Here is a 21,964-nt window from a genome sequence, read left to right as displayed (position 1 = left end):
CAAGCTCCCTCGCCACAAAAGCTCAGTTGCCTGCAATGCGGTCAGTGGCCGAACTGCGAAGCCAATTCCCGCAGCAGCACTTCGGCTTCAAGCACTTTGCTGACCACATCGTTGGCCTTTTCCCGGGTCAGGCCCACACGTTCGAGCAACGCATCCGGGATGTCTTCATCCGGGCCGGAGCCAATGCTGCGCGAGCGCAGCAGGCGCACGGCCAGGCACACCAAGTTCGGGTAGGCGGCGTATTCGCCGTCGTAGTGCGGGTCGTGCTGGAAGCGCAGGGCGGTGGCCAGTTCGTCGGGCATGTCCCAGTAGCGCATCAGCCAGGCGCCGATCTGCTCGCGGCTGATGCCCAGCAAGTGTTGCTCCACGTAGCTATGGCACAGGTGCGGGTTGACCTCCAGGTGTCGGCAGATCAGCGAGAAGTGCGGCGGGAACACGTGGGCCAGCAGCAGATAACCGAAGTTATGCAGCAGGCCCGACAGGTAGGTCAGGCCGCCTTCGGGGCGCTGGGCCCGCGGCATGGCGCGGGTCAGGCCCTCGATGACGGCGGCGGTGTAGATCGATTGCTGCCAGTACGGCGTGGTGTGTTGCGGGTGGTCCTTGGGCAGGCTCAGGGTCTTGCCCAGGGCCAGGCCCAGTGCGAGGTTGATCACCAGGTCGAAGCCCAGCACCCGGACGATGGCGTCTTCCACCGAGCGAATCTTGCCGGGCGAGGCGTAGTAGGGCGAGGCGGCCCAGCTCACCACTTGCGCGGCCAGGGCCGGATCGGTTTCCACCACGCCGGTGATGTCGTCGATGGTGGCGTCGGGGTCGACCCGCAGCTTGATGATTTTTTGCGCGGTTTCAGCCAGCGGCGGGATTTCGATGGTTTCTTCCAGCCGTTGCTGGATACGCCGGGCGGTAAACGCTTGCACAGCCTGGGTGATTTCCGCGCGGTCGTCGTGCGGGCGGTCCAGGTTGGGGGTGATATTGCTCACGGCTTCGCCAAATGTCGCGGCGCTGGCCTTGGTGAGCATGGTCTTGAACGCTTCGCTGGTCACTTCCAGCAGCAGCCCCGGCTCGCCGGAGTTGATCAGCAATTTGGGTTCGCGCAGCAGGCTTTCTTCGTACAGGCACGGTGAGCTGGTTAGCGCGGGCAGGCCGGGCAGCAGGCTCAGGCTGTGTTTGCCGAGCATGCGCTCCAGGCGTTCGGTCGGCACCGCCGTGAGCTTGCGACCGGTGAGTTCGGCCAGGCGATTGAGGTCCAGCAGCTGGCTTTGTGGAAACAGCACCATGAGCGCGCCAACGGCATCGTGCAGCAACACAGCCTGCACCTTGCGGGCTGGGTTCAGGCCGGGTCGTTCGAGTACTTCGTCATAGCCGATGCCCAATTTCTCGAGCAACAGCCGAATAACAGACGGAGCGTGCGGGGCTTCGGGGACGAGGGCAGCTTCTGTCATGGTCTGTATCCGTTTTCCTACAAGTTGGTCAGTATAACCAGCTTGTCCGGCACGCGGGTCTTGAAAACTGAGCGCGTGCTCACACTTGGCCGTATTGCTGCCCATGACGCAGCCAGCGATCCAGCAGCGGGCTGACGTGGTCGGGCCAGCGTTCCAACAGGGCCTGGGCGGCGTCGCGCACGGCAGGGAGCAGATCGGCGTCGCGCATCAAGTCGGCTACCTTGAATTGAAGCAGACCGGTCTGGCGCGTGCCGAGCATTTCACCGGGGCCGCGCAATTCGAGGTCTTTTTCGGCGATGACGAAACCGTCGTTGGTTTCGCGCATGATCCCCAGCCGCTGGCGCCCGATCTGCGACAGTGGCGGGTGATAGAGCAAGACGCAATGGCTGGCGGCGCTGCCCCGGCCCACCCGGCCGCGCAGCTGGTGCAACTGCGCCAGGCCCAGGCGCTCGGGGTTTTCGATGATCATCAGGCTGGCGTTTGGCACGTCGACGCCGACCTCGATCACCGTTGTGGCGACCAGCAGTTGCAGGGCGCCGGCCTTGAATTCAGCCATGACCGCGGCTTTTTCGACGGGTTTCATGCGGCCGTGGATCAGCCCGACCTTCAACTCTCCGAGGGCGGCGGTGAGGTCCTCGAAGGTGGTTTCGGCCGCCTGGCAGGTCAGCTCTTCCGACTCTTCGATCAATGTGCACACCCAATAGGCCTGCCGCCCTTCGGCACAGGCGCTGCGCACGCGCTCGATCACTTCCACTCGTCGGGTATCGGTGACCAGCACGGTGTTGACCGGTGTGCGGCCGGGGGGCAGTTCGTCGAGGATCGAGGTGTCGAGGTCGGCGTAGGCGCTCATCGCCAGGGTCCGTGGGATCGGCGTGGCGGTCATGATCAGTTGATGAGGGCACATCCGGCCACCCACGCCTTTCTGCCGCAAAGCCAGGCGTTGTTGCACGCCGAAGCGGTGCTGTTCGTCGATGATCACCAGCGCCAGGTTCTTGAACTGCACTTCATCCTGGAACAGCGCATGGGTGCCGACCACCATCGGCGCGCCCTCGGCGATCTGCGCCAGGGCGGCGGCGCGGTTCTTGCCCTTGAGCTTGCCGGCCAGCCAGGCGACTTCAATGCCCAGTGGTTCGAGCCAGCGCTGGAAGGTGATGAAATGTTGCTCGGCCAGGATCTCGGTGGGCGCCATCAACGCCACTTGATAACCGGCCTCCAAGGCCTGCAGCGCGGCGAGGGCGGCAACCACGGTCTTGCCGGCGCCGACATCGCCCTGGATCAGCCGCAGCATCGGCTCGGGCTGGCTCAGGTCGTAGGCGATTTCGTTGCCCACCCGTTGCTGGGCGCCCGTTGGGGTGAAGCCGAGGTTGGCCAGGTAGCGGGCCGGCAGGTCCTTGGCCTTGGGCATGGCCGGGGCGCGCAGGGAACGCAGGCTTTCGCGCAGGCGTTGCTGGGACAGTTGATGGGTCAGCAGTTCTTCGAACGCGAGGCGATGCTGGGCCCAGTGATGGCCGAGGGCGAGTTCGTCGACGTCGGCATCGGCGGGCGGATGGTGCAGGTAGCGGATCGCATCGGCCAGCGGCGCCAACTGGTAATCCCGCGCCAGTTCCGTGGGCAGCCAGTCGGGCAGGCTGCTGGGGCCCAGTAGCGTCAGGGTTTGCTGGCAGAGCTGGCGCAAACGTTGTTGGGTCAGGCCTTCGGTGAGCGGATAGACCGGGGTCAGGGTTTCATCCACGGGCGGCGGTTCGTCACCGGTAATGCTGCGGTATTCCGGGTGATAGATCTCCAGCCCCGACGCCCCGGGCCGTGCTTCGCCGTAGCAACGCACGCGGGTGCCGCGCTTGAGACCTTCCTTTTGCGCATTGCTGAAGTGATAGAAGCGCAGGCTGAGCCCACCGGTGCCATCCTGCAGGCGCACCACCAGGCTGCGACGACGGCCCATGACTACATCGGCGCCGCTGACGGTGCCTTCAATCACCGCGTCCTGCCCCGGGCGCAGATGGCCGATGGGCACCACGCGGGTGCGGTCCTGATAGCGCAACGGCAGGTGAAACAGCAGGTCCTGGAGGTTTTCCAGGCCGACCTTGGCCAGTTTCTCGGCCATGGCTTCACCGACACCCTTGAGTGTCGTGACCGGCACTTTCGACAGCTCAGTCATGGCAGCGGCTTACTTGGCAGCGGGCGGCTTGGCCACGGAGCACAGGCGGATCGAGTCGGCGAGGATTTCGATGGCCTTGGGCCGCGGGAAGCTGGCGCGCCAGGCGATGGCAACGGTGCGGAACGGCACGGGTGGCGTCAGCGGGCGGACTTCGATCACGCCAGGGGAGTAATGATGGCTGTCCACCGCCGACAGCGGCAGGATCGAGATACCCAGGCCGGAAGCGACCATGTGGCGAATGGTTTCCAGGGAGCTGGATTCCACCGTGGTGTGCTTGGCGCCTTCGCTGCCCTTGGTCAGGGTCGGGCAGGCTTCGAGCACCTGGTCGCGGAAGCAGTGGCCCTCGCCGAGCAGCAGCAGGCTCTTGTCGTTGAGCAGGGCGGCGTCGATGGTTTTTTTCTGGGTCCAGGGGTGCTCTGCCGGCATCAGGACGTAGAACGGTTCGTCATAGAGCGGCAGGGTCAGGACGTCGGCTTCGTTGAACGGCAGGGCGATGATGATCGCGTCCAGCTCGCCGTTGCGCAGCTTGTCGCGCAGCACGTGGGTGAAATTTTCTTCGATGTACAACGGCATCTGCGGGGCGACCCGGTGCAGTTGCGGAATCAGGTGCGGAAACAGGTACGGGCCGACGGTGTAGATCGCGCCGACTTTCAGCGGGGCGGTCAGTTGGTTCTTGCCGGCCTGGGCCAGTTCGCGAATGCCTTGGGCCTGTTCAAGGACCTTCTGTGCCTGGGCGACGATGCCTTCGCCCACCGGGGTCAGGCGCACGGCGCTTTTGCTGCGCTCGAAAATCAGCACACCGAGTTCGTCTTCAAGTTTTTTCACACCCACCGACAGCGTCGGCTGGCTGACGTGGCAGCGCTCGGCCGCATGGCCGAAATGCTGCTCTTGGGCGAGGGTCACGATGTAGCGTAATTCTGTGAGGGTCATGGCGAGCGTCCGTGAAGTTGCGAGCCAAGCATACCGGCTGCAATCGATAGACGCACGTTATCAGACTGGGGGTGCGGTGGGACACTGGCGAATGTCTGTGGGGCGTTGCTGGATATGAAAAAGGCATCTTTCGATGCCTTTAGGTCGGTTGTGCTCATTGTGGCGAGGGAGCTTGCTCCCGCTGGCCTGCGCAGCAGGCCTCTGGTGCGGCGAACGCGGTCTGCCTGATGCAGCACATTCGCTGGTTTTGGGGCCGCTTCGCGGCCCAGCGGGAGCAAGCTCCCTCGCCACAGGATTCAACCTGCAATCGGGTTGCCAGATTGGGTCAACGCCGGCGCTTGTCGATGGAGTACACAAACGGTGCCGTCAGTTCGATAGTGCCGTTGGTCAGCAACTCCGCCGGTGGCTTGGGCAACGGCTGGGCGCGGCGGATCATTTCCAGGGTGGCCCGGTCCAGCAACTCGGTGCCGGAACTGCCCACCAGTTCGAATGACAACACGTTGCCGTCGGCATCCACCACGAAACGCAGGCGGTTGGTGCCTTCCTTGTTCATTTGCTGGGCCCTGGGCGGGTACTTCTTGTACTTGCCCAGGTGCGCCAGCAGCGTGCCCTGCCAGTTGGCCTTGGCGGCTGATTGCGCGGGCGACGGGCCAGGCGCCGGTTGCGCGGACTTCTCGGCCACTGACTGGGTTGGCGGCGTGTCGCTGGGTTTCTGCTCCGACGGCTGTTCCTTCGGCGGCTCGGGTTTTTTCTCCACCGGTTTGGGCTTGGGCGGTTGAGGCTTGGGCTTGGGCTTGACCGGCTTGGGCACGGCGATTTCAGGCTTCGGTGCTTCGGCGAGTTTAGGCAGCGGCAGCTCTTCCACCGGCTCGGGCGGTTGCGGCGGTGTGACGACTTTTGGCGGTGCCGGTGGCGGCGGGGCTGGGACCGGCGCCAGCTCGACCATCATCGCCTGGGGCGGCAACTCGATGGGCGCTCGCGTGGTCCAGTTCAGCGCCAGGGCGATGGCGAGCGCATGCACGCCCAGCACCACTGCCAGGCTACCGCTGTAACGCGTCAGCTTTTGGCGCGTCGTGATCATTTTTTAGGCGCCGTCTCGAGTCCGACCAGGCCGACCTTCAGGTAGCCGGCGCTTCGCAGTGCGTCCATCACGCTCATCAGGTCGCCGTAGTCCACGCCTTTATCGGCCTGGAAGAAGATCGTCGTGTCTTTCTTGCCCTGGGTCTTGGCGTCGAGGGTCGCGCCGAGGGTGTCGGCCTTGACCTCTTCCTCACCGAGGAACAGGCGCTGATCGGCCTTGACGCTGAGGAACACCGGTTTCTCCGGCCGCGGCGAAGGCTTGGCCGTCGACGCCGGCAGGTCGACCTTGATGTCCACGGTGGCCAGCGGGGCCGCCACCATGAAGATGATCAACAGCACCAGCATCACGTCGATGAACGGCGTGACGTTGATTTCGTGGTTCTCGGCCAGATCGTCGTCTGCGCCTTCTTTCAAATGCAGGCCCATGGCCGATTACCCCACTTTCACCATGTGCGGTTGCGAGCCACGCTCGGGCGGCAAGTGGTCGAGGTCACGGCTGACCAGCAGCAGGACTTCAGCCGAAGCGTCGGAAACCTGGGCCTTGTAGCCGGCAATGGAGCGGGCGAAGACGTTGTAGATCACCACCGCCGGGATTGCCGCGACCAGGCCCAGTGCCGTTGCCAGCAGGGCTTCGGCAATACCCGGAGCGACGACGGCGAGGTTGGTGGTCTGGGTCTTGGCGATGCCGATGAAGCTGTTCATGATGCCCCACACGGTGCCGAACAGGCCGACGAACGGCGCGGTGGAACCAATGGTGGCGAGCACACCGGTGCCGCTGCTCATGTTGCGACCGCAGGCGGCGACCAGGCGCTCGAGGCGGAAGCTCACGCGCTCCTTGATGCCTTCCTTCTCGCGGCTGTTGGCCGACAGGCGCATCTCTTCGAGGGCGTCATGCACCAGCAGGTTGGCGAGGGTGCCTTCCTTCGCCGCGGTGGCGCTGGCTTCCTTGAGGGTGGCGGCTTTTTTCAGGGCGGCGATTTCACCGCGCAAGCGACGCTTGGCACCCAGCAGCTCGAAGCCTTTGGCGATCCAGATGGTCCAGGTGATGATCGAGGCGATGGCCAGACCGATCATCACGATCTTCACGATGATGTCGGCGTTCTGGTACATGCCCCATGGCGACAGGTCGTGGGCCATGCCCAGGGTATTGTCGGCTTCGAGCACTTCAGGTGCCGGGGCCTCGACGGCTTGGGCCGGGTCGGTGGCGACCGGCGTCGCAACAGGAGCGGCCGGATCGGCAGGCGCCTGGGCGGCAGCAGGTGCGGCGGCCGGAGTCGTCGCTGGGGTCGTGGCGGGCGCCTGTGCATCGGCGAAGGCCGCGGCAGGTGCCAGCAACAGGCTGAACAACAAGGCGGCTACCGTGCTCCAGGCACGAGGTCGATTGGTTGGCGAAGCGGGGGATAGAGAGCGTTTCATGCTGGCCGGACCTGAGAAAAAAAGAAGATGGATGTTCTTCCAGGCCTCGTGGGCCGAGAACAAAAGTGGCGAGCATTATTGCAAGTAATTCTTGTTAACAAAAGTAATACAGTAACTTTTTTTCTCACATGGCTAGCCGCTCATCCCCCGCGGAGGCTAGTCTGCGGCTTTGCCAGAGGAGTTCTTGATGTCCGCGCCTTCTGTTTTGATCGCCGGCTGCGGTGATATCGGCGGCCGCCTGGCCAGCCGGTTAGTGGCCGAACATTGGCAAGTCCATGGCCTGCGGCGCACGGTTTCGAACTTGCCGGCGGGCGTCATCGGGGTGGCAGGGGATTTGTTCAGCGAGCAATGCCCCGCCGACTGGCCCACCGGGTCGCTGGATTACCTGGTGTACAGCGCGGCGGCCACCGACCATGACGAGGCGGGCTATCGCACCGCTTACGTCGAAGGGTTGCAGCATGTGCTGGGCTGGCTGAAGCAGCATGGCCAACGGCCCAAGCGCCTGTTGTTTGTGTCCAGCAGCAGTGTGTATGGGCAGCAGCAGGGCGAATGGGTGGATGAAACTTCGCCCACCGTGGCCGGCGGGTATTCCGGTCGACTGATGCTCGAAGCCGAGCAAGTCGCCCTGGACAGCGGCATTCCGGCCAGTCGCGTGCGCCTGACCGGCATTTATGGTCCAGGTCGGGAGTGGTTGCTGAGCCAGGTGCGCCAGGGTTATCGCGTGGTGATCGACCCGCCGCTGTACGCCAATCGTATCCACGCTGACGACGCGGCCGGCTTGCTGGCGTTTCTGCTGGAGGCTGATCGCCAAGGCAAGGTTCTGGACGACTGCTACATCGGCGTCGACGATGCCCCTGCGCCGTTGGCCGAAGTCGTGGGCTGGCTGCGGGAATTCATGGGTGTTACCGAGTGGGCCGAAGATGCCAGCGTGCGGCGCGCCGGCAGCAAGCGCTGCAGCAATGCCCGGGCGAAGGCCTTGGGCTGGACGCCGCGTTATCCGAGTTTTCGCGAGGGGTATGCGGCGATTCTGGAAGGGCGCTGCTGATTCCCCTGGCAGCCCAAAAACAAACTGTGGGAGCGAACTTGCTCGCGATGAGGCCCTGACAGTCAATATCGAAGTTGACTGTTACACCGCTATCGCGAGCAAGTTCGCTCCCACAGGGAGTTTTGTTGTCACCTGAATCGCGTTACTGCTTTTCAAGCACCCACTGCCGGTTGCCCGGCGTGAACGACGGCATTTCGTCCGCCAATGCCGCATTCACGGTCTGGAAAATTTCCAATTTCTTGCCGTCGCGGGCAAAGATCCATGTATTGCCCTGGCCGTTCTGCTGCAGCCAGATGTTGTCGTTGCCGCCGCTCATGGAGGCGCAATCGCCGGCCAGGCACAAGGCGTAGCGATCGGCACCCGGCAGGCCGCTGACCTGGCCGTCGGGCTGGAATTGCACGGTGGCGCCCTGGCCGGGGCCGCTGGTGATGTTCCAAGTGCCACCGAGGTAAGCGGCATACAGCGCGCGCTCGAAACTGGCACCGATGGGTGCGCCTTCCGGTACCTGGACTTGCGCGCGGTCGAACACCTGTTGCGGTTCGTTTTCGGTGGCGGCCTGGCTCAACTGGTCGCCGTCGCGCTTGAGTTCGCTGGCGGAGCTGCCGTAGAAGTCGACTTTCCAGGCGCCGTCTTCTTCGCCCAGCAACTTGCCTTCGACGTTTTCAAAACCGTTGGTGTAGCGCGCCTGGCCGGCCCGGGTGTTGACGTCCCATTCCAGGTTCGGGCCATAGCCTTGCAGCGCTTCGCGCAGCGGGCCGCCCTTGGCGGCAGCGTCGATGGCCGCCTGGTTGATCCAGGTGCCGCTGATGTCACGGTCGGCAGGGTCGCTGGCGCAGCCGCCCAGAAGCAGGGCTGCCAGCGAGAGAGCAAGCGCTTTGCGCATGGTGGAATCCTTTCAAGACGAAAACGGCGCAGCGGGGGAAGCTGCGCCGACCTTATTACTCGAGGACCAGGATGGCATCCATCTCGACCTGCGAACCCTTCGGCAGGGCCGCTACGCCGATGGCGGCGCGGGCAGGGTAGGGCTGGTCGAAGTATTTGCCCATGATCTCGTTGACCTTGGCAAAGTGGCTCAGGTCGGTGAGGAAGATATTCAGCTTGACGATGTCCTTGAACGAACCACCGGCAGCCTCGGCCACGGCCTTGAGGTTTTCGAACACCTGCACGGTCTGGGCTTCGAAGCCTTCCACCAGTTCCATGGTTTTCGGGTCCAGTGGGATCTGGCCCGACATGTACACCGTGTTGCCGGCCTTGATCGCCTGGGAATAGGTGCCGATGGCGGCTGGGGCCTTGTCGCTGGTGATTACGGTCTTGGTCATCGATGACTCCTTGTAAGGAATAGGCTATTGAGGCGTTATGCGCGCATCCGGGTGATGCGGATAACGCCGGTCAGGGCGCGCAGCTTCTTGATCACGCGGGCCAGGTGCACACGGTCGTGCACGCTGACCACCAATTGGACGACACTGATGCGACCATCGCGCTCGTCCATGCTGATTTTTTCGATATTGCCGTCGGCGGCGTTGACGCTGCTGGCCAGCAGGGCGATCAGGCCGCGCTGGTGTTCCAGCTCGACTCGCAGCTCGACATTGAATTCGCCGGTGACATCCTTGGCCCAGGAGAGCTGGATGCATTTTTCCGGGTTGTGGCGGATTTCGCTGATGTTGCGGCAGTTGTCCAGGTGCACCACCATTCCCTTGCCGGCGGACAGGTGGCCGACAATCGGATCGCCCGGGATCGGCGTGCAACACTTGGCATAGCTGAGCACCAGGCCTTCGGTGCCGCGAATCGCCAGCGGGCCTTCGGGGCTTGGCAGCTGTTCGCCTTCGCCGAGCAGGCGACGGGCGACGACATAGGCCATGCGATTGCCCAGGCCGATGTCTTCGAGCAGGTCTTCGATCAATTCGAGACGGTATTCGTGGAGCATCACCTGCACCCGCTCACCCGGGATCTTGTCCAGGGAGCTGTCGAAGCCGTTCAGGACCTTGTTCAGCAGGCGTTCGCCGAGGCTGATGGATTCGGAGCGACGTTGCAGCTTCAGCGCGTGACGGATGTGCGTGCGGGCCTTGCCGGTGACCACGAAGTTGAGCCATGCCGGGTTGGGGCGCGCGCCGGGGGCGCTGACGATCTCCACCGTGGAGCCACTTTGCAGCGGTTCGGACAACGGTGCCAGGCGGCGGTTGATGCGACAGGCAATGCAGCTGTTGCCGACGTCGGTGTGCACCGCATAGGCAAAGTCCACGGCCGTGGAGCCCTTGGGCAGCTCCATGATCCGGCCCTTGGGCGTGAAGACGTAGACCTCGTCCGGGAACAGGTCGATCTTCACGCTCTCGATGAATTCCAGGGAGTTGCCGGCGCGCTGCTGCATTTCCAGCACGCCCTTGACCCACTGCCGGGCGCGGGCGTGGGTGCTCTTGGGCTGTTCGTCACCGCTGGATTTGTAGAGCCAGTGGGCGGCGATGCCGTTGTTGGCCATCTCTTCCATTTCACGGGTGCGGATCTGGATTTCGATCGGCACGCCGTGCATGCCGAAGAGCGTGGTGTGCAGCGACTGGTAGCCGTTGGCCTTGGGGATCGCGATGTAGTCCTTGAAGCGCCCCGGCAACGGTTTGTACAAATTATGCACAGCACCCAGCACGCGGTAGCAGGTGTCGACCTTGTCGACGATGATCCGGAACGCGTAGACGTCCATGATCTCGTTGAAGGCCCGGCGCTTGCCGCGCATTTTCTTGTAGATGCCGTAGAGATGTTTCTGGCGCCCGCTGACTTCGCCTTCGATGCCGTCGATGGCCAGGCAGTGGCTCAGGGACTCTTCGATCTTGTTGACGATTTCCTTGCGGTTGCCCCGGGCGCGCTTGACGGCCTGGTTGATCCGCGCCGAACGCATCGGGTGCATCGCCTTGAAGCCCAGGTCTTCAAACTCAATGCGGATGGCATGCATGCCCAGGCGATTGGCGATGGGGGCGTAGATTTCCAGGGTTTCCTTGGCGATGCGCCGGCGTTTTTCGCCGGACAGCACTTCCAGGGTGCGCATGTTGTGCAGGCGGTCGGCGAGCTTGACCAGGATCACGCGGATGTCGCGCGCCATGGCCATGGCCATTTTCTGGAAGTTTTCGGCCTGGGCCTCGGCCTTGGTCTCGAAGTTCATCTGGGTCAGCTTGCTGACCCCGTCGACCAGTTCGGCCACGGTTTCGCCGAACTGCGCTTGCAGCGCTTCCTTGGCAATGCCGGTGTCTTCGATCACGTCATGCAGCATCGCCGCCATCAGGCTCTGATGGTCCATGTGCATGTCGGCAAGAATGTTCGCCACCGCAAGCGGGTGCGTGACGTACGCCTCGCCGCTGCGTCGGCGTTGGCCGTCGTGGGCTTGTTCGGCGTAGAAATAGGCTCGGCGGACCAAGTTGACCTGGTCCGTGCCGAGGTAGGCCGATAAGCGATCGGCGAGGGCGTCTATGCTCGGCATGATGGTGACTCCTGCCGTTTGCTGTGACCCCGCGCCGTGCTACGTCGACCAGGCATAGGCTTAGACCGCCTCGTTGGACTCGTCCTCGAACGCTGCGAACAGCGGTTCGTCTTCGACGATCTCAGCGTTGGCGATGAACTCGTAGCTCATCAGGCCTTCGGCGATTTCACGCAGCGCTACCACGGTAGGCTTGTCGTTTTCCCACTGGACCAATGGCTCTTTGCCGCCGGTGGCCAGTTGACGGGCACGCTTGGTAGAGAGCATGACCAGCTCAAAGCGGTTTTCCACGTGTTCTAGGCAGTCTTCAACGGTTACGCGGGCCATGGTATTCCTCGGAGCGAATGCAATATGCGCGCTGCCCGGTTGGGCGAGCGGACTCGACAGTTTAAAAAAACACCAGCGTTTAGGGAAGCGCTGATTTTTTAACCAAACCCCTCGGCGCGCTGCGAGTACCAATGTAAAGCCGTCGCAGCGGTTTTGGGAAGGGCTGTTCAGCCCAGTAGTTCGGCCAATAATTTACCGAAACGTTGCTGCTGGCGTTTCTGTTGCAGCTGGCTGGCGCGGAAAATCGCCTTCAGGTCGTCCAGCGCGTGGGCGAAATCGTCGTTGATGATCAGGTAATCGTAGTCGACGTAGTGGCTCATTTCGCTGACCGCTTCACGCATCCGGCCCTCGATGATTTCGTCGCTGTCCTGGCCGCGGTTGGTCAGGCGCTGGCGCAAGGCCTGCTGGCTCGGTGGCAGGATGAAGATCGAGCGGGCCTGGGGCATCAGCTTGCGCACCTGCTCGGCGCCTTGCCAGTCGATTTCCAGGATCAGGTCGTGGCCTTCGTCGAGGGTCTGCTGCAGATAGCTTTGCGACGTGCCGTAGAGGTTGCCGAAGACTTCGGCGCGCTCCAGGAAGTCGCCGTGCTCGGCCATCTTCACGAACTCTTCGCGGTCGACGAAGTGATAGTTCACGCCGTTGACTTCGCCCGGGCGCATGGCACGGGTGGTGTGCGAGACCGAGACGCGGATCTGCGGCTCGGCGTCGATCAGCGCCTTGACCAGGCTGGTCTTGCCGGCGCCCGAGGGCGCGGAAATGATATAGAGAGTGCCGGTGCTGTGGGTCATGTCGGGTTAGCCTTACTCAATGTTCTGCACTTGTTCGCGCATTTGCTCGATCAACACCTTGAGGTTGACCGCTGCCTGGGTGCTGCGCGGGTCGAAGGCTTTGGAGCCCAGTGTATTGGCTTCGCGGTTGAGCTCTTGCATCAGGAAGTCGAGGCGGCGACCGGCCGCGCCGCCGGACTTGAGCACCCGGCGGACTTCGATGATGTGGGTGCTCAGGCGATCCAGTTCTTCGGCCACGTCGCTCTTTTGCGCGAGCATGACCATTTCCTGTTCCAGGCGTTGCGGGTCCAGCTCGGCCTTCATGTCGGCGAAACGATCGAGGACCTTCTGGCGCTGGGTGGCGAGCATCTGCGGGACCAGCTCGCGCAGGGTGCTGACGTCTTCTTCGATGGAAGTCAGGCGCTCGTTGATCAGCCGGGCCAGCTCCGCGCCTTCACGCTCGCGACCGGCCTTGAGCTCTTTCAAGCCTTGGTTGAACAGTGCCAGCGCTTCGGCGTTCAGCGCCTGGGGGTCGCTCGCGTCACCCACCAGCACGCCGGGCCAGGCCAGGACTTCCAATGGATTCAGGGCCGCGGGGTTTTTGATCAGGCTGGCGATGGTTTCGGCGGCGGCGACCAACTGCGCGGCGCGCTCGCGGTCTACTTGCAGGGGTTTGCCGGTGCTTTCTTCGGTGAAACGCAGGGTGCATTCCAGCTTGCCTCGGGACAGGCCCTGGCGCAGCGCTTCGCGCACGTTGCCTTCCAGGTCGCGGAAGGACTCGGGCAGGCGCAGGTGCGGTTCCAGGTAACGGCTGTTGACCGAGCGCAGCTCCCAGCTCAGCGTGCCTTGGGCCCCGGCTTTCTCGACGCGGGCGAAGGCGGTCATGCTGTGCACCATGGGGGTTCCTCGCAATGCAGGCCGGCCACAATCAATGGTCGCGGGGCCTGGGATCTGTGGATAAATGCTGAAGGACAGCAAAGGCGCGGGATTGTAGCGCAGTGGGACCCAAGCGCCCAAACAGCTCCGGCAACAAACCGCTGCAGCCCGTCGGCCGGGGCTTTGGGCGCGTTCATCGGTCGCGTCAGCTTTTTTAAACTGCCCTCTGGCGGCCCACGGCTCTATAATGTCCGGCAGTTTTCCGTCCTCTGTACAGGTGTTCCCTATGAAACGTCCAAGTGGTCGCGCTGCCGATCAGCTTCGCTCGATCCGCATTACCCGCAACTACACCAAACACGCCGAGGGATCTGTACTGGTCGAATTCGGTGATACCAAGGTCATCTGCACCGTCAGCGTCGAAAACGGCGTACCACGGTTTCTCAAGGGCCAAGGCCAGGGCTGGTTGACCGCCGAATACGGCATGCTGCCGCGCGCCACCGGCGAGCGGAACCAGCGTGAGGCCAGCCGTGGCAAGCAGGGCGGCCGCACCCTGGAAATCCAGCGTCTGATCGGTCGTTCGCTGCGCGCTGCGCTGGACATGTCCAAGCTGGGCGACGTGACGCTGTATGTCGATTGCGATGTGATCCAGGCCGACGGCGGCACGCGTACGGCTTCCATTACCGGGGCCATGGTTGCGCTGGTCGATGCCTTGAAAGTGATCAAGAAGCGCGGCGGCCTCAAGGGCGGTGACCCGCTCAAGCAAATGATCGCCGCCGTGTCCGTGGGCATGTACCAGGGCGAGCCGGTGCTGGACCTGGATTACCTGGAAGATTCCGCCGCCGAGACCGACCTGAACGTGGTCATGACCAGCGCCGGTGGTTTCATCGAAGTCCAGGGCACCGCCGAGGGCGCGCCGTTCCAGCCGGAAGAATTGAACGCTATGCTGGAATTGGCGAAGAAAGGCATGAACGAGATCTTCGAACTGCAAAAGGCCGCCTTGGCCGACTGATCGTTGTGCGCTTCAGACAAGGAGAATGTCATGAGTGATGAGCAAGTCCTGTTGCCCCAGCCGAGCAAAGAAGTGCGGCAATGGGCGATGTTTTGTCACCTGTCTGCACTAGTGGGAATTTTCATTCCGTTCGGTTCGCTGATCGGGCCACTGGTCATCTGGCAGATCAAGCGTGAATCCGACCCGTTCATCGATGCCCAGGGCAAGGAAGCGCTGAACTTCCAGATCACCGTGGCGATCGCCGCGGCGATCAGCCTGCTGCTGATGATCGTGGTGATCGGCTTCTTCCTGTTCGGCCTGGTGGCCATCGGTGCGCTGGTACTGACCATCATTGGCGGCGTGAAGGCCAATGAAGGGCAACCGTATCGGTATCCGTTTACCTGGCGGTTGGTTAAATAACGATCAGTGGCGCATTGCTTTTTTGGGAGCGAGCTTGCTCGCGATAGCGGTGCAACATTCGACATGAATGTTGACTGATACATGGCTATCGCGAGCAAGCTCGCTCTCGCAATTGATTTCCAGCACCTACAAAAAAACCGACATCGCTGTCGGTTTTTTGTAGGTACGAATGGTGCTTAGATGGTCAGCGTCCAATCGTAATCCACGATCAGCGGCGCATGCTGCGAGAACCGTGGCTGGCGCGGCAGGCGGGCGCTGCGTACGAAGCGGCGCAACCCGGGCGTCAGCAACTGGTAGTCGAAACGCCAGCCGAGGTTGAGCATCTCGGCCTGCTCGTTGTCTGGCCACCAGCTGTATTGGTCGCCTTCGCGGCTGACTTCACGCAGGGCGTCGACATAACCCATGTTGCCAATGATCTCGTCCATCCAGGCCCGTTCCGGCGCCAGGAAACCAGGAGATTGCTGGCTGTCGCGCCAGTTCTTGATATCCAGCTTCTGTTGCGCCACGTACAGCGAGCCACAATAAATGTACTCGCGACGTTTGCGTCGCTGTTTATCAAGGTAACGGGCGAAGTCGTCCATCAACTTGAATTTCTGATTCAAATCTTCATCGCCGTTCTGCCCCGAAGGGAGCAGCAAGGTCGCGATGCTGACCTTGTCGAAATCGGCTTGCAGGTAGCGCCCGTAGCGGTCCGCCGTCTCGAAACCGAGACCGTTGATGACAGCCTTCGGTTGCAGCCGCGAGTACAAAGCCACGCCACCCTGGGCGGGGACTTCGGCATCGCAGGCATAAAGGAAGTAACCATCCAGTTGGAAGGCTGCATCGTCCAGTTCAAAGGCGGAGGCGCGGGTGTCCTGCAGGCAGATGACGTCGGCATTCTGTGCTTGCAGCCAACTGAGCAAACCACGCTCGACTGCAGCCTGAATACCATTGACGTTCACACTGATGATCCGCATAAATGGCCCCAAAAATCACGTGCGTGTATGATACACGCCGTGTACCTATTTAGCTAAATCCGCGGTATTTGAGGCTTTTTTCATGCAGGCGTATCAGCGCGATTTCATTCGCTTTGCCATCGATCGCGGCGTTTTGCGCTTCGGTGAATTCACCCTCAAGTCCGGGCGCACCAGCCCGTACTTCTTCAATGCGGGCCTGTTCAACAGCGGAACCGCCCTGGCGCAGTTGGGCCGGTTCTATGCCGCAGCCATCGTCGAGAGCGGCATCCCGTTCGACGTATTGTTTGGCCCGGCCTACAAAGGCATCCCGCTGGCTGCCACCACCGCTGTGGCCTTGGCCGAACACCACGATCGCGACCTGCCCTGGTGCTTCAACCGCAAGGAAGCCAAGGCCCACGGCGAAGGCGGCAGCCTGGTCGGCGCGCCGCTGGCCGGCGAAGTATTGATCATCGACGACGTGATCACCGCGGGCACCGCCATTCGCGAAGTGATGCAGATCATCGGTTCCCAGGAAGGCGCCAAGGCCGCTGGTGTGCTGATCGCCCTGAACCGCCAGGAGCGCGGCAATGGAGAGCTGTCGGCGATCCAGGAAGTGGAGCGCGACTTTGGTATTCCGGTGATCAGCATCGTGTCGCTGAACCAGGTGCTGGAATTTTTGGCCGATGATCCGCAGCTCAAGCAGCATTTGCCGGCAGTGGAAGCCTACCGCGCCCAGTTCGGCGTCTAAAAAGCCCCGCTGGTTTTGATCTTGTGGCGAGGGAGCTTGCTCCCGCTCGGTCGCGCAGCGACCGCAAAATGTTGGGGCCGCTGCGCAGCCCAGCGGGAGCAAGCTCCCTCGCCACAAAAGCATCATCTGAAAAAGTGGTGCAAAAAAAGACCCCGCTCAACCAGGTTGAGCGGGGTCTTTTTTTGCAGGTATCGCTTAAGGACGCTTGCGATTGCTGATCAACGTACCCACGCCGGTGTCGGTGAAGATCTCCAGCAGGATCGCATTGGGCACCCGGCCGTCGATGATCAGCGAGCTGCCGACGCCGCCCTGTACCGCTTCCAGCGCGCAACGAATCTTTGGCAGCATGCCGCCGTAGATGGTGCCGTCGGCGATGAGGTCATCGACCTGCTGGGTCGACAGTCCGGTCAGGACCTTGCCCGACTTGTCCATCAGGCCGGCGATGTTGGTCAGCAGCATCAGCTTTTCAGCTTTCAGTGCCTCGGCAACCTTGCCTGCCACCAAATCGGCGTTGATGTTGTACGACTCACCGTTGGCACCCACGCCGATGGGTGCGATGACCGGGATGAAGTCGCCCTTGACCAGCAGGTTCAGCAGGTCGGTGTTGATGCCGACTACTTCGCCCACGTGACCGATGTCGATGATTTCCGGCTGGGTCATCTCCGGGGTCTGGCGGGTGACGGTGAGTTTCTTCGCCCGGATCAGCTCGGCGTCCTTGCCCGTCAGACCGATGGCGCTGCCGCCATGGCGGTTGATCAGGTTGACGATGTCCTTGTTGACCTGGCCGCCAAGGACCATCTCCACCACATCCATGGTCTGTGCATCGGTCACGCGCATGCCGTCGATGAAGTGACTCTCGATCGACAGGCGCTTGAGCAGGTCGCCGATCTGCGGGCCACCACCGTGGACCACCACCGGGTTGATGCCCACGGCCTTCATCAGCACGATGTCGCGGGCGAAGCCGGTCTTGAGCTCCTCGCTTTCCATCGCGTTGCCGCCGTATTTGATCACCAGGGTCTTGCCGACGTAGCGTCGGATATAAGGCAACGCTTCGGACAGGACCTTGGCGGTGTTGGCGGCGGCTTCGCGTTCGAGGGTCATTCAGGGCTCCGGTAGTGCTTCAAAAAATCAAAACGGTAGTTGGAGATCAGGTGCAACACGTTTGAGTTGGGCGTGGAATACGTCCTTGATGCGCTGCAGTTCCGCCTCGTTGTCGGCTTCGAAACGCAGCACCAGCACCGGCGTGGTGTTGGAGGCGCGGACCAGGCCCCAGCCTTGTGGGTAGTCGACCCGCACACCGTCGATGGTGGTCAGTTCGGCGCCTTCGCCCCACTGGGCGTCGTGCAGTGCATCAATGATGCTGAATTTGCTCTCTTCGGTCACATGGATATTGATTTCTGGCGTAGAAATATCGTTCGGGAAGGTCGCGAACAGTTCTTCGGCCGTGGATTTTTCCTTGCTGAGGATCTCCAGCAGGCGCGCGGCGCTGTAGATGCCATCGTCGAAACCGAACCAGCGTTCCTTGAAGAAGATGTGGCCGCTCATTTCGCCGGCCAGCAGGGCGCCGCTCTGCTTCATTTTCTTCTTGATCAACGAGTGACCGGTTTTCCACATGAGCGGGCGACCGCCATATTCCTTGATCAGCGGCACCAGGCGACGGGTGCATTTCACGTCGAAAATGATCTCGGCATCGGGGTTGCGCGCCACCACGTCCTTGGCAAACAGCATCAGCAGGCGGTCCGGGAACACCACGCTGCCGGTATTGGTCACCACGCCCACGCGGTCGCCATCGCCGTCGAAGGCCAGGCCCAGGTCGGCGTTGGTTTCCTTGACCTTGGCGATCAGGTCTTGCAGGTTTTCCAGCTTGCCCGGGTCCGGGTGGTGATTAGGGAAATTGCCGTCGACTTCGCAGAACAGCGGGATAACTTCGCAGTTCAGGGCTTCGATCAGTTGCGGGGCGATCACGCCGGCCGCGCCGTTGCCGCAATCGACCACCACTTTCAGGCGGCGGGCGAGCTTCACGTCCTTGACGATCTCGTCGTTGTAGCGCGGGAGAATGTCGACCTTGGTCACGCTGCCCTGGCCGCTGCTCAGGTCATTGGTCTTGAGGCGGGTGTGCAGGGCCTGGATCTGCTCGTTGGCGAGGGTGTCGCCGGCGATAACGATCTTGAAACCGTTGTAGTTCGACGGGTTGTGGCTACCGGTGAGCATCACCCCGGATTTACCGGCCAGCACGTTGGCGGCGTAATACAGCGCGGGCGTCGGCACCAGGCCCACGTCGCTGACGTGGCAGCCGCTGTCGGCAACGCCTTTGATCAATTGCTCAACCAGCTCGGGGCCCGACAAGCGGCCGTCACGGCCGACGCACACGTTCGGTTCGCCCTGGGCCAGGCTCTGGGAGCCAATGGCGCGGCCGATCCAGTAGGCGGTTTCGGCGGTGAGGGTTTCCGGTACCACGCCACGGATGTCGTAGGCGCGGAAAATGCTTTCAGGGAAGATCGGGGCGATTGCGGCTGGGGTGTTCATGGGCGGGGCGCTCTATCAGGAAAGTGACTGGACAGGCCGACACTGGGTGTCGGCAGGCTCAAGCTGAAGGGTATGACGGCGTTTTTGACAGAGAGTTCGTGGTGGGAAAGTGCCATGAGACAGCGGTACCCCGGCCTCGCTCGCCTAATACATTGATTCCGGATGGGAAACCTAGCAGAAAGCCATTGCGCATTTTTTGTCCTGAAACAGAAGCTTCATGAACGGGCCGGGCAGGACGCCGGGCCCGCAATCGAGCGGTCAATGGCTGCCGGAATGTCCGAAACCACCGGCGCCGCGCTGGCTCTCGTCGAATTCGTCGACCAGTTCGAAGTGGGCCTGGACCACCGGCACCAGTACCAACTGCGCGATGCGCTCGCCCACGGCAATATTGAAGGCCGTTTGGCCGCGGTTCCAGCACGACACCATCAGTTCGCCCTGGTAGTCGGAATCGATCAGGCCCACCAGGTTGCCCAGCACGATGCCGTGTTTGTGGCCCAGGCCCGAGCGCGGCAGGATCAGTGCGGCCAGGCCCGGGTCGCCGATGTACACCGACAGGCCGGTAGGAATCAGCAGGGTCTGGCCTGGCTCCAGGATCGTGTCTTGCTTGAGCATCGCCCGCAGATCGAGGCCGGCGGAGCCTGGTGTGGCGTATTGCGGCAGCGGGAATTCGCTGCCGATGCGTGGGTCGAGGATCTTGGCTTGTAGAGCGTGCATGACATTAAACCTGGTTCAGACGTTCGGCGATGAAAGTGATCAGCTGGCGGGCAATCTTGCTCTTGCTGGTCTGGGCGAAAAGTGTGGCGTGCAACTGGCGGTCGATCACGCTGCAGGCGTTTTCTTCGCTGTTGAAGCCGATGCTCGGGTTGGCCACATCGTTGGCGACGATCAAGTCGAGGTTCTTGTCCTTGAGCTTGCGGGCGGCGTAATCGAGCAGGTGTTCGGTCTCGGCGGCGAAGCCGACACTGAAGGGTCGGTCGGGGCGGGTGGCGATGCTGGCCAGGATGTCCGGGTTGCGCACCATTTGCAGGAGCAGGCCGTCGCCGCTTGTAGGGTCTTTCTTCAATTTTTGCGGGGCAACGACTTCGGGGCGGTAGTCCGCTACCGCAGCCGAGGCGATGAACAGGTCGCACGGGATGGCCGCTTCGCAGGCCGCGAGCATGTCTCGGGCGCTGACCACGTCGATGCGCGTGACCCGGTCCGGGGTCGGCAGGTGCACGGGACCTGTGATCAGCGTCACCCGGGCGCCGGCTTCGACGGCGGCTTCGGCCAGGGCGAAGCCCATTTTTCCGGAGCTGTGGTTGGTGATGTAGCGCACCGGGTCGATGTTTTCCTGGGTCGGCCCGGCGGTGATCAGCACATGCTTGCCGGTCAGGGCCTGGCGCTGGAAGCAATCGGCGGCGCACTGGGCCAGGTCGGTAGCCTCGAGCATGCGCCCCATGCCGACGTCGCCGCAGGCCTGGCTGCCGGAGGCTGGGCCGAAGACTTTCAGGGCGCGGCTTTCCAGCAGTTGCAGGTTGGCCTGGGTGGCCGGGTCGCGCCACATGGCCTGGTTCATGGCGGGGGCGACGGCGACCACGGCGTCGGTGGCGAGCACCAGGGTGGTCAGCAGGTCGTCGGCGATGCCTTGGGCCAAACGGGCGATCAGGTCGGCCGTGGCCGGGGCGATCAGCACCAGGTCGGCCCACTTGGCCAGTTCGATATGGCCCATGGCGGCTTCGGCCGCCGGGTCGAGCAAATCCAGGTGGACCGGGTGCCCGGACAGGGCTTGCAGGGTCAGCGGGGTGATGAACTCGCTGCCGCCACGGGTCATGACGACCCGTACTTCCGCGCCCTGGTCGATGAGTCGGCGAACCAGCTCGGCGCTCTTGTAGGCGGCAATGCCGCCGCCGACGCCCAGAACGATGCGTTTCCGATACAGCCGCTGCATAGGCCTGCCTTTCGATTTCAGTGGTCAGTGCAGGGCGAACCCCTTGGCAGCAGCCTGCCAGGGTGCAAATCGCCTGCAAAAAAGATGGGCTACGATATCACAGCGACCGCTACGGAACAGCGGCGCCCACAATCAGGGAGATGCCATGAGTATTCGCGATTGGCCCGCGGCCGAGCGACCGCGGGAGAGGTTATTGGCGCTGGGGGCGGGAAGTCTTTCGGACGCCGAGCTGCTGGCGATTTTTTTACGCACCGGCGTGTCGGGCAAAAGCGCGGTGGATCTGGCGCGACAACTGTTGATTCAATTTGGCAGCCTGCGCGCGCTGCTTGAAGCCGATCAGATTACATTCAGCAATCATATGGGGCTCGGGCCGGCGAAGTTTGCCCAGTTGCAGGCGGCCCAGGAAATGAGTCGGCGGCATTTGGCTGAGCGGGCACGGGAAAAGACTTCACTGGAAAGCCCATTCGCGGTGCGTGAATACCTCAAGTCCATGCTGCGCCACGAGCCCCACGAGGTGTTCGGTTGCCTGTTTCTCAATTCCAAGCACCAGGTGCTGACCTTCGAGGCGCTGTTTCGCGGTTCTATCGACAGCGCCAGTGTCCATCCCCGGCAGGTGGTCAAGCGCGCCCTGGCCCATAACGCCGCTGCGTTGATCCTGTGCCACAACCACCCCTCCGGCAACGCCGAGCCCAGCCAGGCCGACCGTGTGCTCACTGAGCGTCTCCAGGAGGCCCTGGAGTTGATCGATGTGCGGGTGCTCGACCATTTCATCGTTGGCGATGGCGAGCCGTTGTCGATGGCGGAGTGGGGGTGGATGTAGGCCGGGTCTGACGAAGCGAGGCCCTTTGTGGGAGCGAGCTTGCTCGCGATAGCGGGGGGACACCCCACCGTGAAGGTTGAGTTGGGCCGCAATACCGGCCAATCACCC

21 protein-coding genes and 1 pseudogene are annotated in these 21,964 nt (G+C 62.6%); 5 read left to right on the top strand and 17 right to left on the bottom strand.

The features are described 5' to 3' along the window. Positions 1–41: 41 nt before the first annotated feature. From ACIPQ1_RS04735 to exbB, 6 genes are all read right to left on the bottom strand, one after another. A complete protein-coding gene (locus tag ACIPQ1_RS04735; protein WP_446533666.1) occupies positions 42–1,439 on the bottom strand; it encodes an HDOD domain-containing protein in 1,398 nt (465 codons plus the stop codon). Between the two features lie 79 nt (positions 1,440–1,518). Continuing rightward, complete coding sequence (recG, locus tag ACIPQ1_RS04730) at positions 1,519–3,594, bottom strand: ATP-dependent DNA helicase RecG (RefSeq protein WP_411385958.1); 2,076 nt, start codon at positions 3,592–3,594, stop codon at positions 1,519–1,521. Between the two features lie 9 nt (positions 3,595–3,603). Then, positions 3,604–4,524, bottom strand: coding sequence for a hydrogen peroxide-inducible genes activator (locus ACIPQ1_RS04725; RefSeq protein WP_186706903.1), 921 nt, complete (start codon positions 4,522–4,524; stop codon positions 3,604–3,606). 325 nt (positions 4,525–4,849) lie between these two features. Then, positions 4,850–5,605, bottom strand: coding sequence for an energy transducer TonB (locus tag ACIPQ1_RS04720; protein ID WP_186730335.1), 756 nt, complete (start codon positions 5,603–5,605; stop codon positions 4,850–4,852). Then, entirely contained in the window at positions 5,602–6,030 is a 429-nt protein-coding gene (gene exbD / locus ACIPQ1_RS04715) for a TonB system transport protein ExbD (protein ID WP_053126573.1), read from the bottom strand. The genes ACIPQ1_RS04720 and exbD overlap by 4 nt, the downstream gene beginning before the upstream one ends. 6 nt (positions 6,031–6,036) lie before the next feature. After that, on the bottom strand, positions 6,037–7,020 hold the full coding sequence (exbB, locus tag ACIPQ1_RS04710) for a tonB-system energizer ExbB (RefSeq protein WP_411385957.1): 984 nt from the start codon (positions 7,018–7,020) through the stop codon (positions 6,037–6,039). Between the two features lie 187 nt (positions 7,021–7,207). On the opposite strand from exbB, the gene ACIPQ1_RS04705 reads away from it, so the two are divergent. Further along, on the top strand, positions 7,208–8,065 hold the full coding sequence (locus tag ACIPQ1_RS04705) for an SDR family oxidoreductase (RefSeq protein WP_250964564.1): 858 nt from the start codon (positions 7,208–7,210) through the stop codon (positions 8,063–8,065). A gap of 142 nt (positions 8,066–8,207) precedes the next feature. Here ACIPQ1_RS04705 and ACIPQ1_RS04700 read toward each other — a convergent pair whose 3' ends face one another. From ACIPQ1_RS04700 to ACIPQ1_RS04675, 6 genes are all read right to left on the bottom strand, one after another. Beyond that, entirely contained in the window at positions 8,208–8,948 is a 741-nt protein-coding gene (locus tag ACIPQ1_RS04700) for a hypothetical protein (RefSeq protein ID WP_411385956.1), read from the bottom strand. Positions 8,949–9,003: 55 nt separating this feature from the next. After that, a complete protein-coding gene (locus tag ACIPQ1_RS04695; protein ID WP_186706898.1) occupies positions 9,004–9,384 on the bottom strand; it encodes a RidA family protein in 381 nt (126 codons plus the stop codon). A gap of 35 nt (positions 9,385–9,419) precedes the next feature. Next, entirely contained in the window at positions 9,420–11,525 is a 2,106-nt protein-coding gene (gene spoT, locus ACIPQ1_RS04690) for a bifunctional GTP diphosphokinase/guanosine-3',5'-bis pyrophosphate 3'-pyrophosphohydrolase (protein ID WP_053126562.1), read from the bottom strand. A gap of 60 nt (positions 11,526–11,585) precedes the next feature. Beyond that, positions 11,586–11,849, bottom strand: coding sequence for a DNA-directed RNA polymerase subunit omega (rpoZ, locus tag ACIPQ1_RS04685; protein WP_003177259.1), 264 nt, complete (start codon positions 11,847–11,849; stop codon positions 11,586–11,588). Positions 11,850–12,016: 167 nt separating this feature from the next. Beyond that, positions 12,017–12,637 carry a guanylate kinase gene (gmk, locus tag ACIPQ1_RS04680; RefSeq protein WP_053126561.1) on the bottom strand — a complete coding sequence of 207 codons (621 nt, stop codon included), beginning with the start codon at positions 12,635–12,637 and terminating at the stop codon, positions 12,017–12,019. A gap of 12 nt (positions 12,638–12,649) precedes the next feature. After that, on the bottom strand, positions 12,650–13,513 hold the full coding sequence (locus ACIPQ1_RS04675) for a YicC/YloC family endoribonuclease (RefSeq protein ID WP_411385955.1): 864 nt from the start codon (positions 13,511–13,513) through the stop codon (positions 12,650–12,652). Positions 13,514–13,778: 265 nt separating this feature from the next. Between ACIPQ1_RS04675 and rph the strand changes: the two genes are divergently transcribed. Next, entirely contained in the window at positions 13,779–14,501 is a 723-nt protein-coding gene (rph, locus tag ACIPQ1_RS04670) for a ribonuclease PH (RefSeq protein WP_003177262.1), read from the top strand. A 30-nt stretch (positions 14,502–14,531) separates the two neighbouring features. Beyond that, a complete protein-coding gene (locus ACIPQ1_RS04665; protein ID WP_186706896.1) occupies positions 14,532–14,900 on the top strand; it encodes a DUF4870 domain-containing protein in 369 nt (122 codons plus the stop codon). Positions 14,901–15,076: 176 nt separating this feature from the next. Here ACIPQ1_RS04665 and ACIPQ1_RS04660 read toward each other — a convergent pair whose 3' ends face one another. Next, positions 15,077–15,856, bottom strand: coding sequence for an exodeoxyribonuclease III (locus ACIPQ1_RS04660; RefSeq protein WP_013694557.1), 780 nt, complete (start codon positions 15,854–15,856; stop codon positions 15,077–15,079). 82 nt (positions 15,857–15,938) lie between these two features. Between ACIPQ1_RS04660 and pyrE the strand changes: the two genes are divergently transcribed. Further along, complete coding sequence (gene pyrE, locus ACIPQ1_RS04655; RefSeq protein WP_411385954.1) at positions 15,939–16,583, top strand: orotate phosphoribosyltransferase; 645 nt, start codon at positions 15,939–15,941, stop codon at positions 16,581–16,583. Positions 16,584–16,778: 195 nt separating this feature from the next. Here the strand turns inward: pyrE and argB are convergent, their stop codons facing one another. The 4 genes and pseudogenes from argB to coaBC form a co-directional block, all read right to left on the bottom strand. Next, entirely contained in the window at positions 16,779–17,684 is a 906-nt protein-coding gene (argB, locus tag ACIPQ1_RS04650) for an acetylglutamate kinase (protein WP_003206871.1), read from the bottom strand. 27 nt (positions 17,685–17,711) lie between these two features. Further along, a pseudogene (locus ACIPQ1_RS04645) lies at positions 17,712–19,115 on the bottom strand (phosphomannomutase/phosphoglucomutase); the annotation flags it as partial. 252 nt (positions 19,116–19,367) lie between these two features. Then, positions 19,368–19,823 carry a dUTP diphosphatase gene (gene dut / locus ACIPQ1_RS04640; protein ID WP_186706889.1) on the bottom strand — a complete coding sequence of 152 codons (456 nt, stop codon included), beginning with the start codon at positions 19,821–19,823 and terminating at the stop codon, positions 19,368–19,370. Between the two features lie 4 nt (positions 19,824–19,827). After that, positions 19,828–21,036: a bifunctional phosphopantothenoylcysteine decarboxylase/phosphopantothenate--cysteine ligase CoaBC gene (gene coaBC, locus ACIPQ1_RS04635; protein WP_411385953.1), complete on the bottom strand. Its 1,209-nt coding sequence runs from the start codon at positions 21,034–21,036 to the stop codon at positions 19,828–19,830. 145 nt (positions 21,037–21,181) lie between these two features. On the opposite strand from coaBC, the gene radC reads away from it, so the two are divergent. After that, entirely contained in the window at positions 21,182–21,856 is a 675-nt protein-coding gene (gene radC / locus ACIPQ1_RS04630; RefSeq protein ID WP_250964558.1) for a RadC family protein, read from the top strand. Positions 21,857–21,964: the final 108 nt, after the last annotated feature.

The sequence above is a fragment of the Pseudomonas sp. LARHCG127 genome, from assembly GCF_052871455.1.
This window is presented reverse-complemented; position numbering and strand designations above follow the sequence as displayed.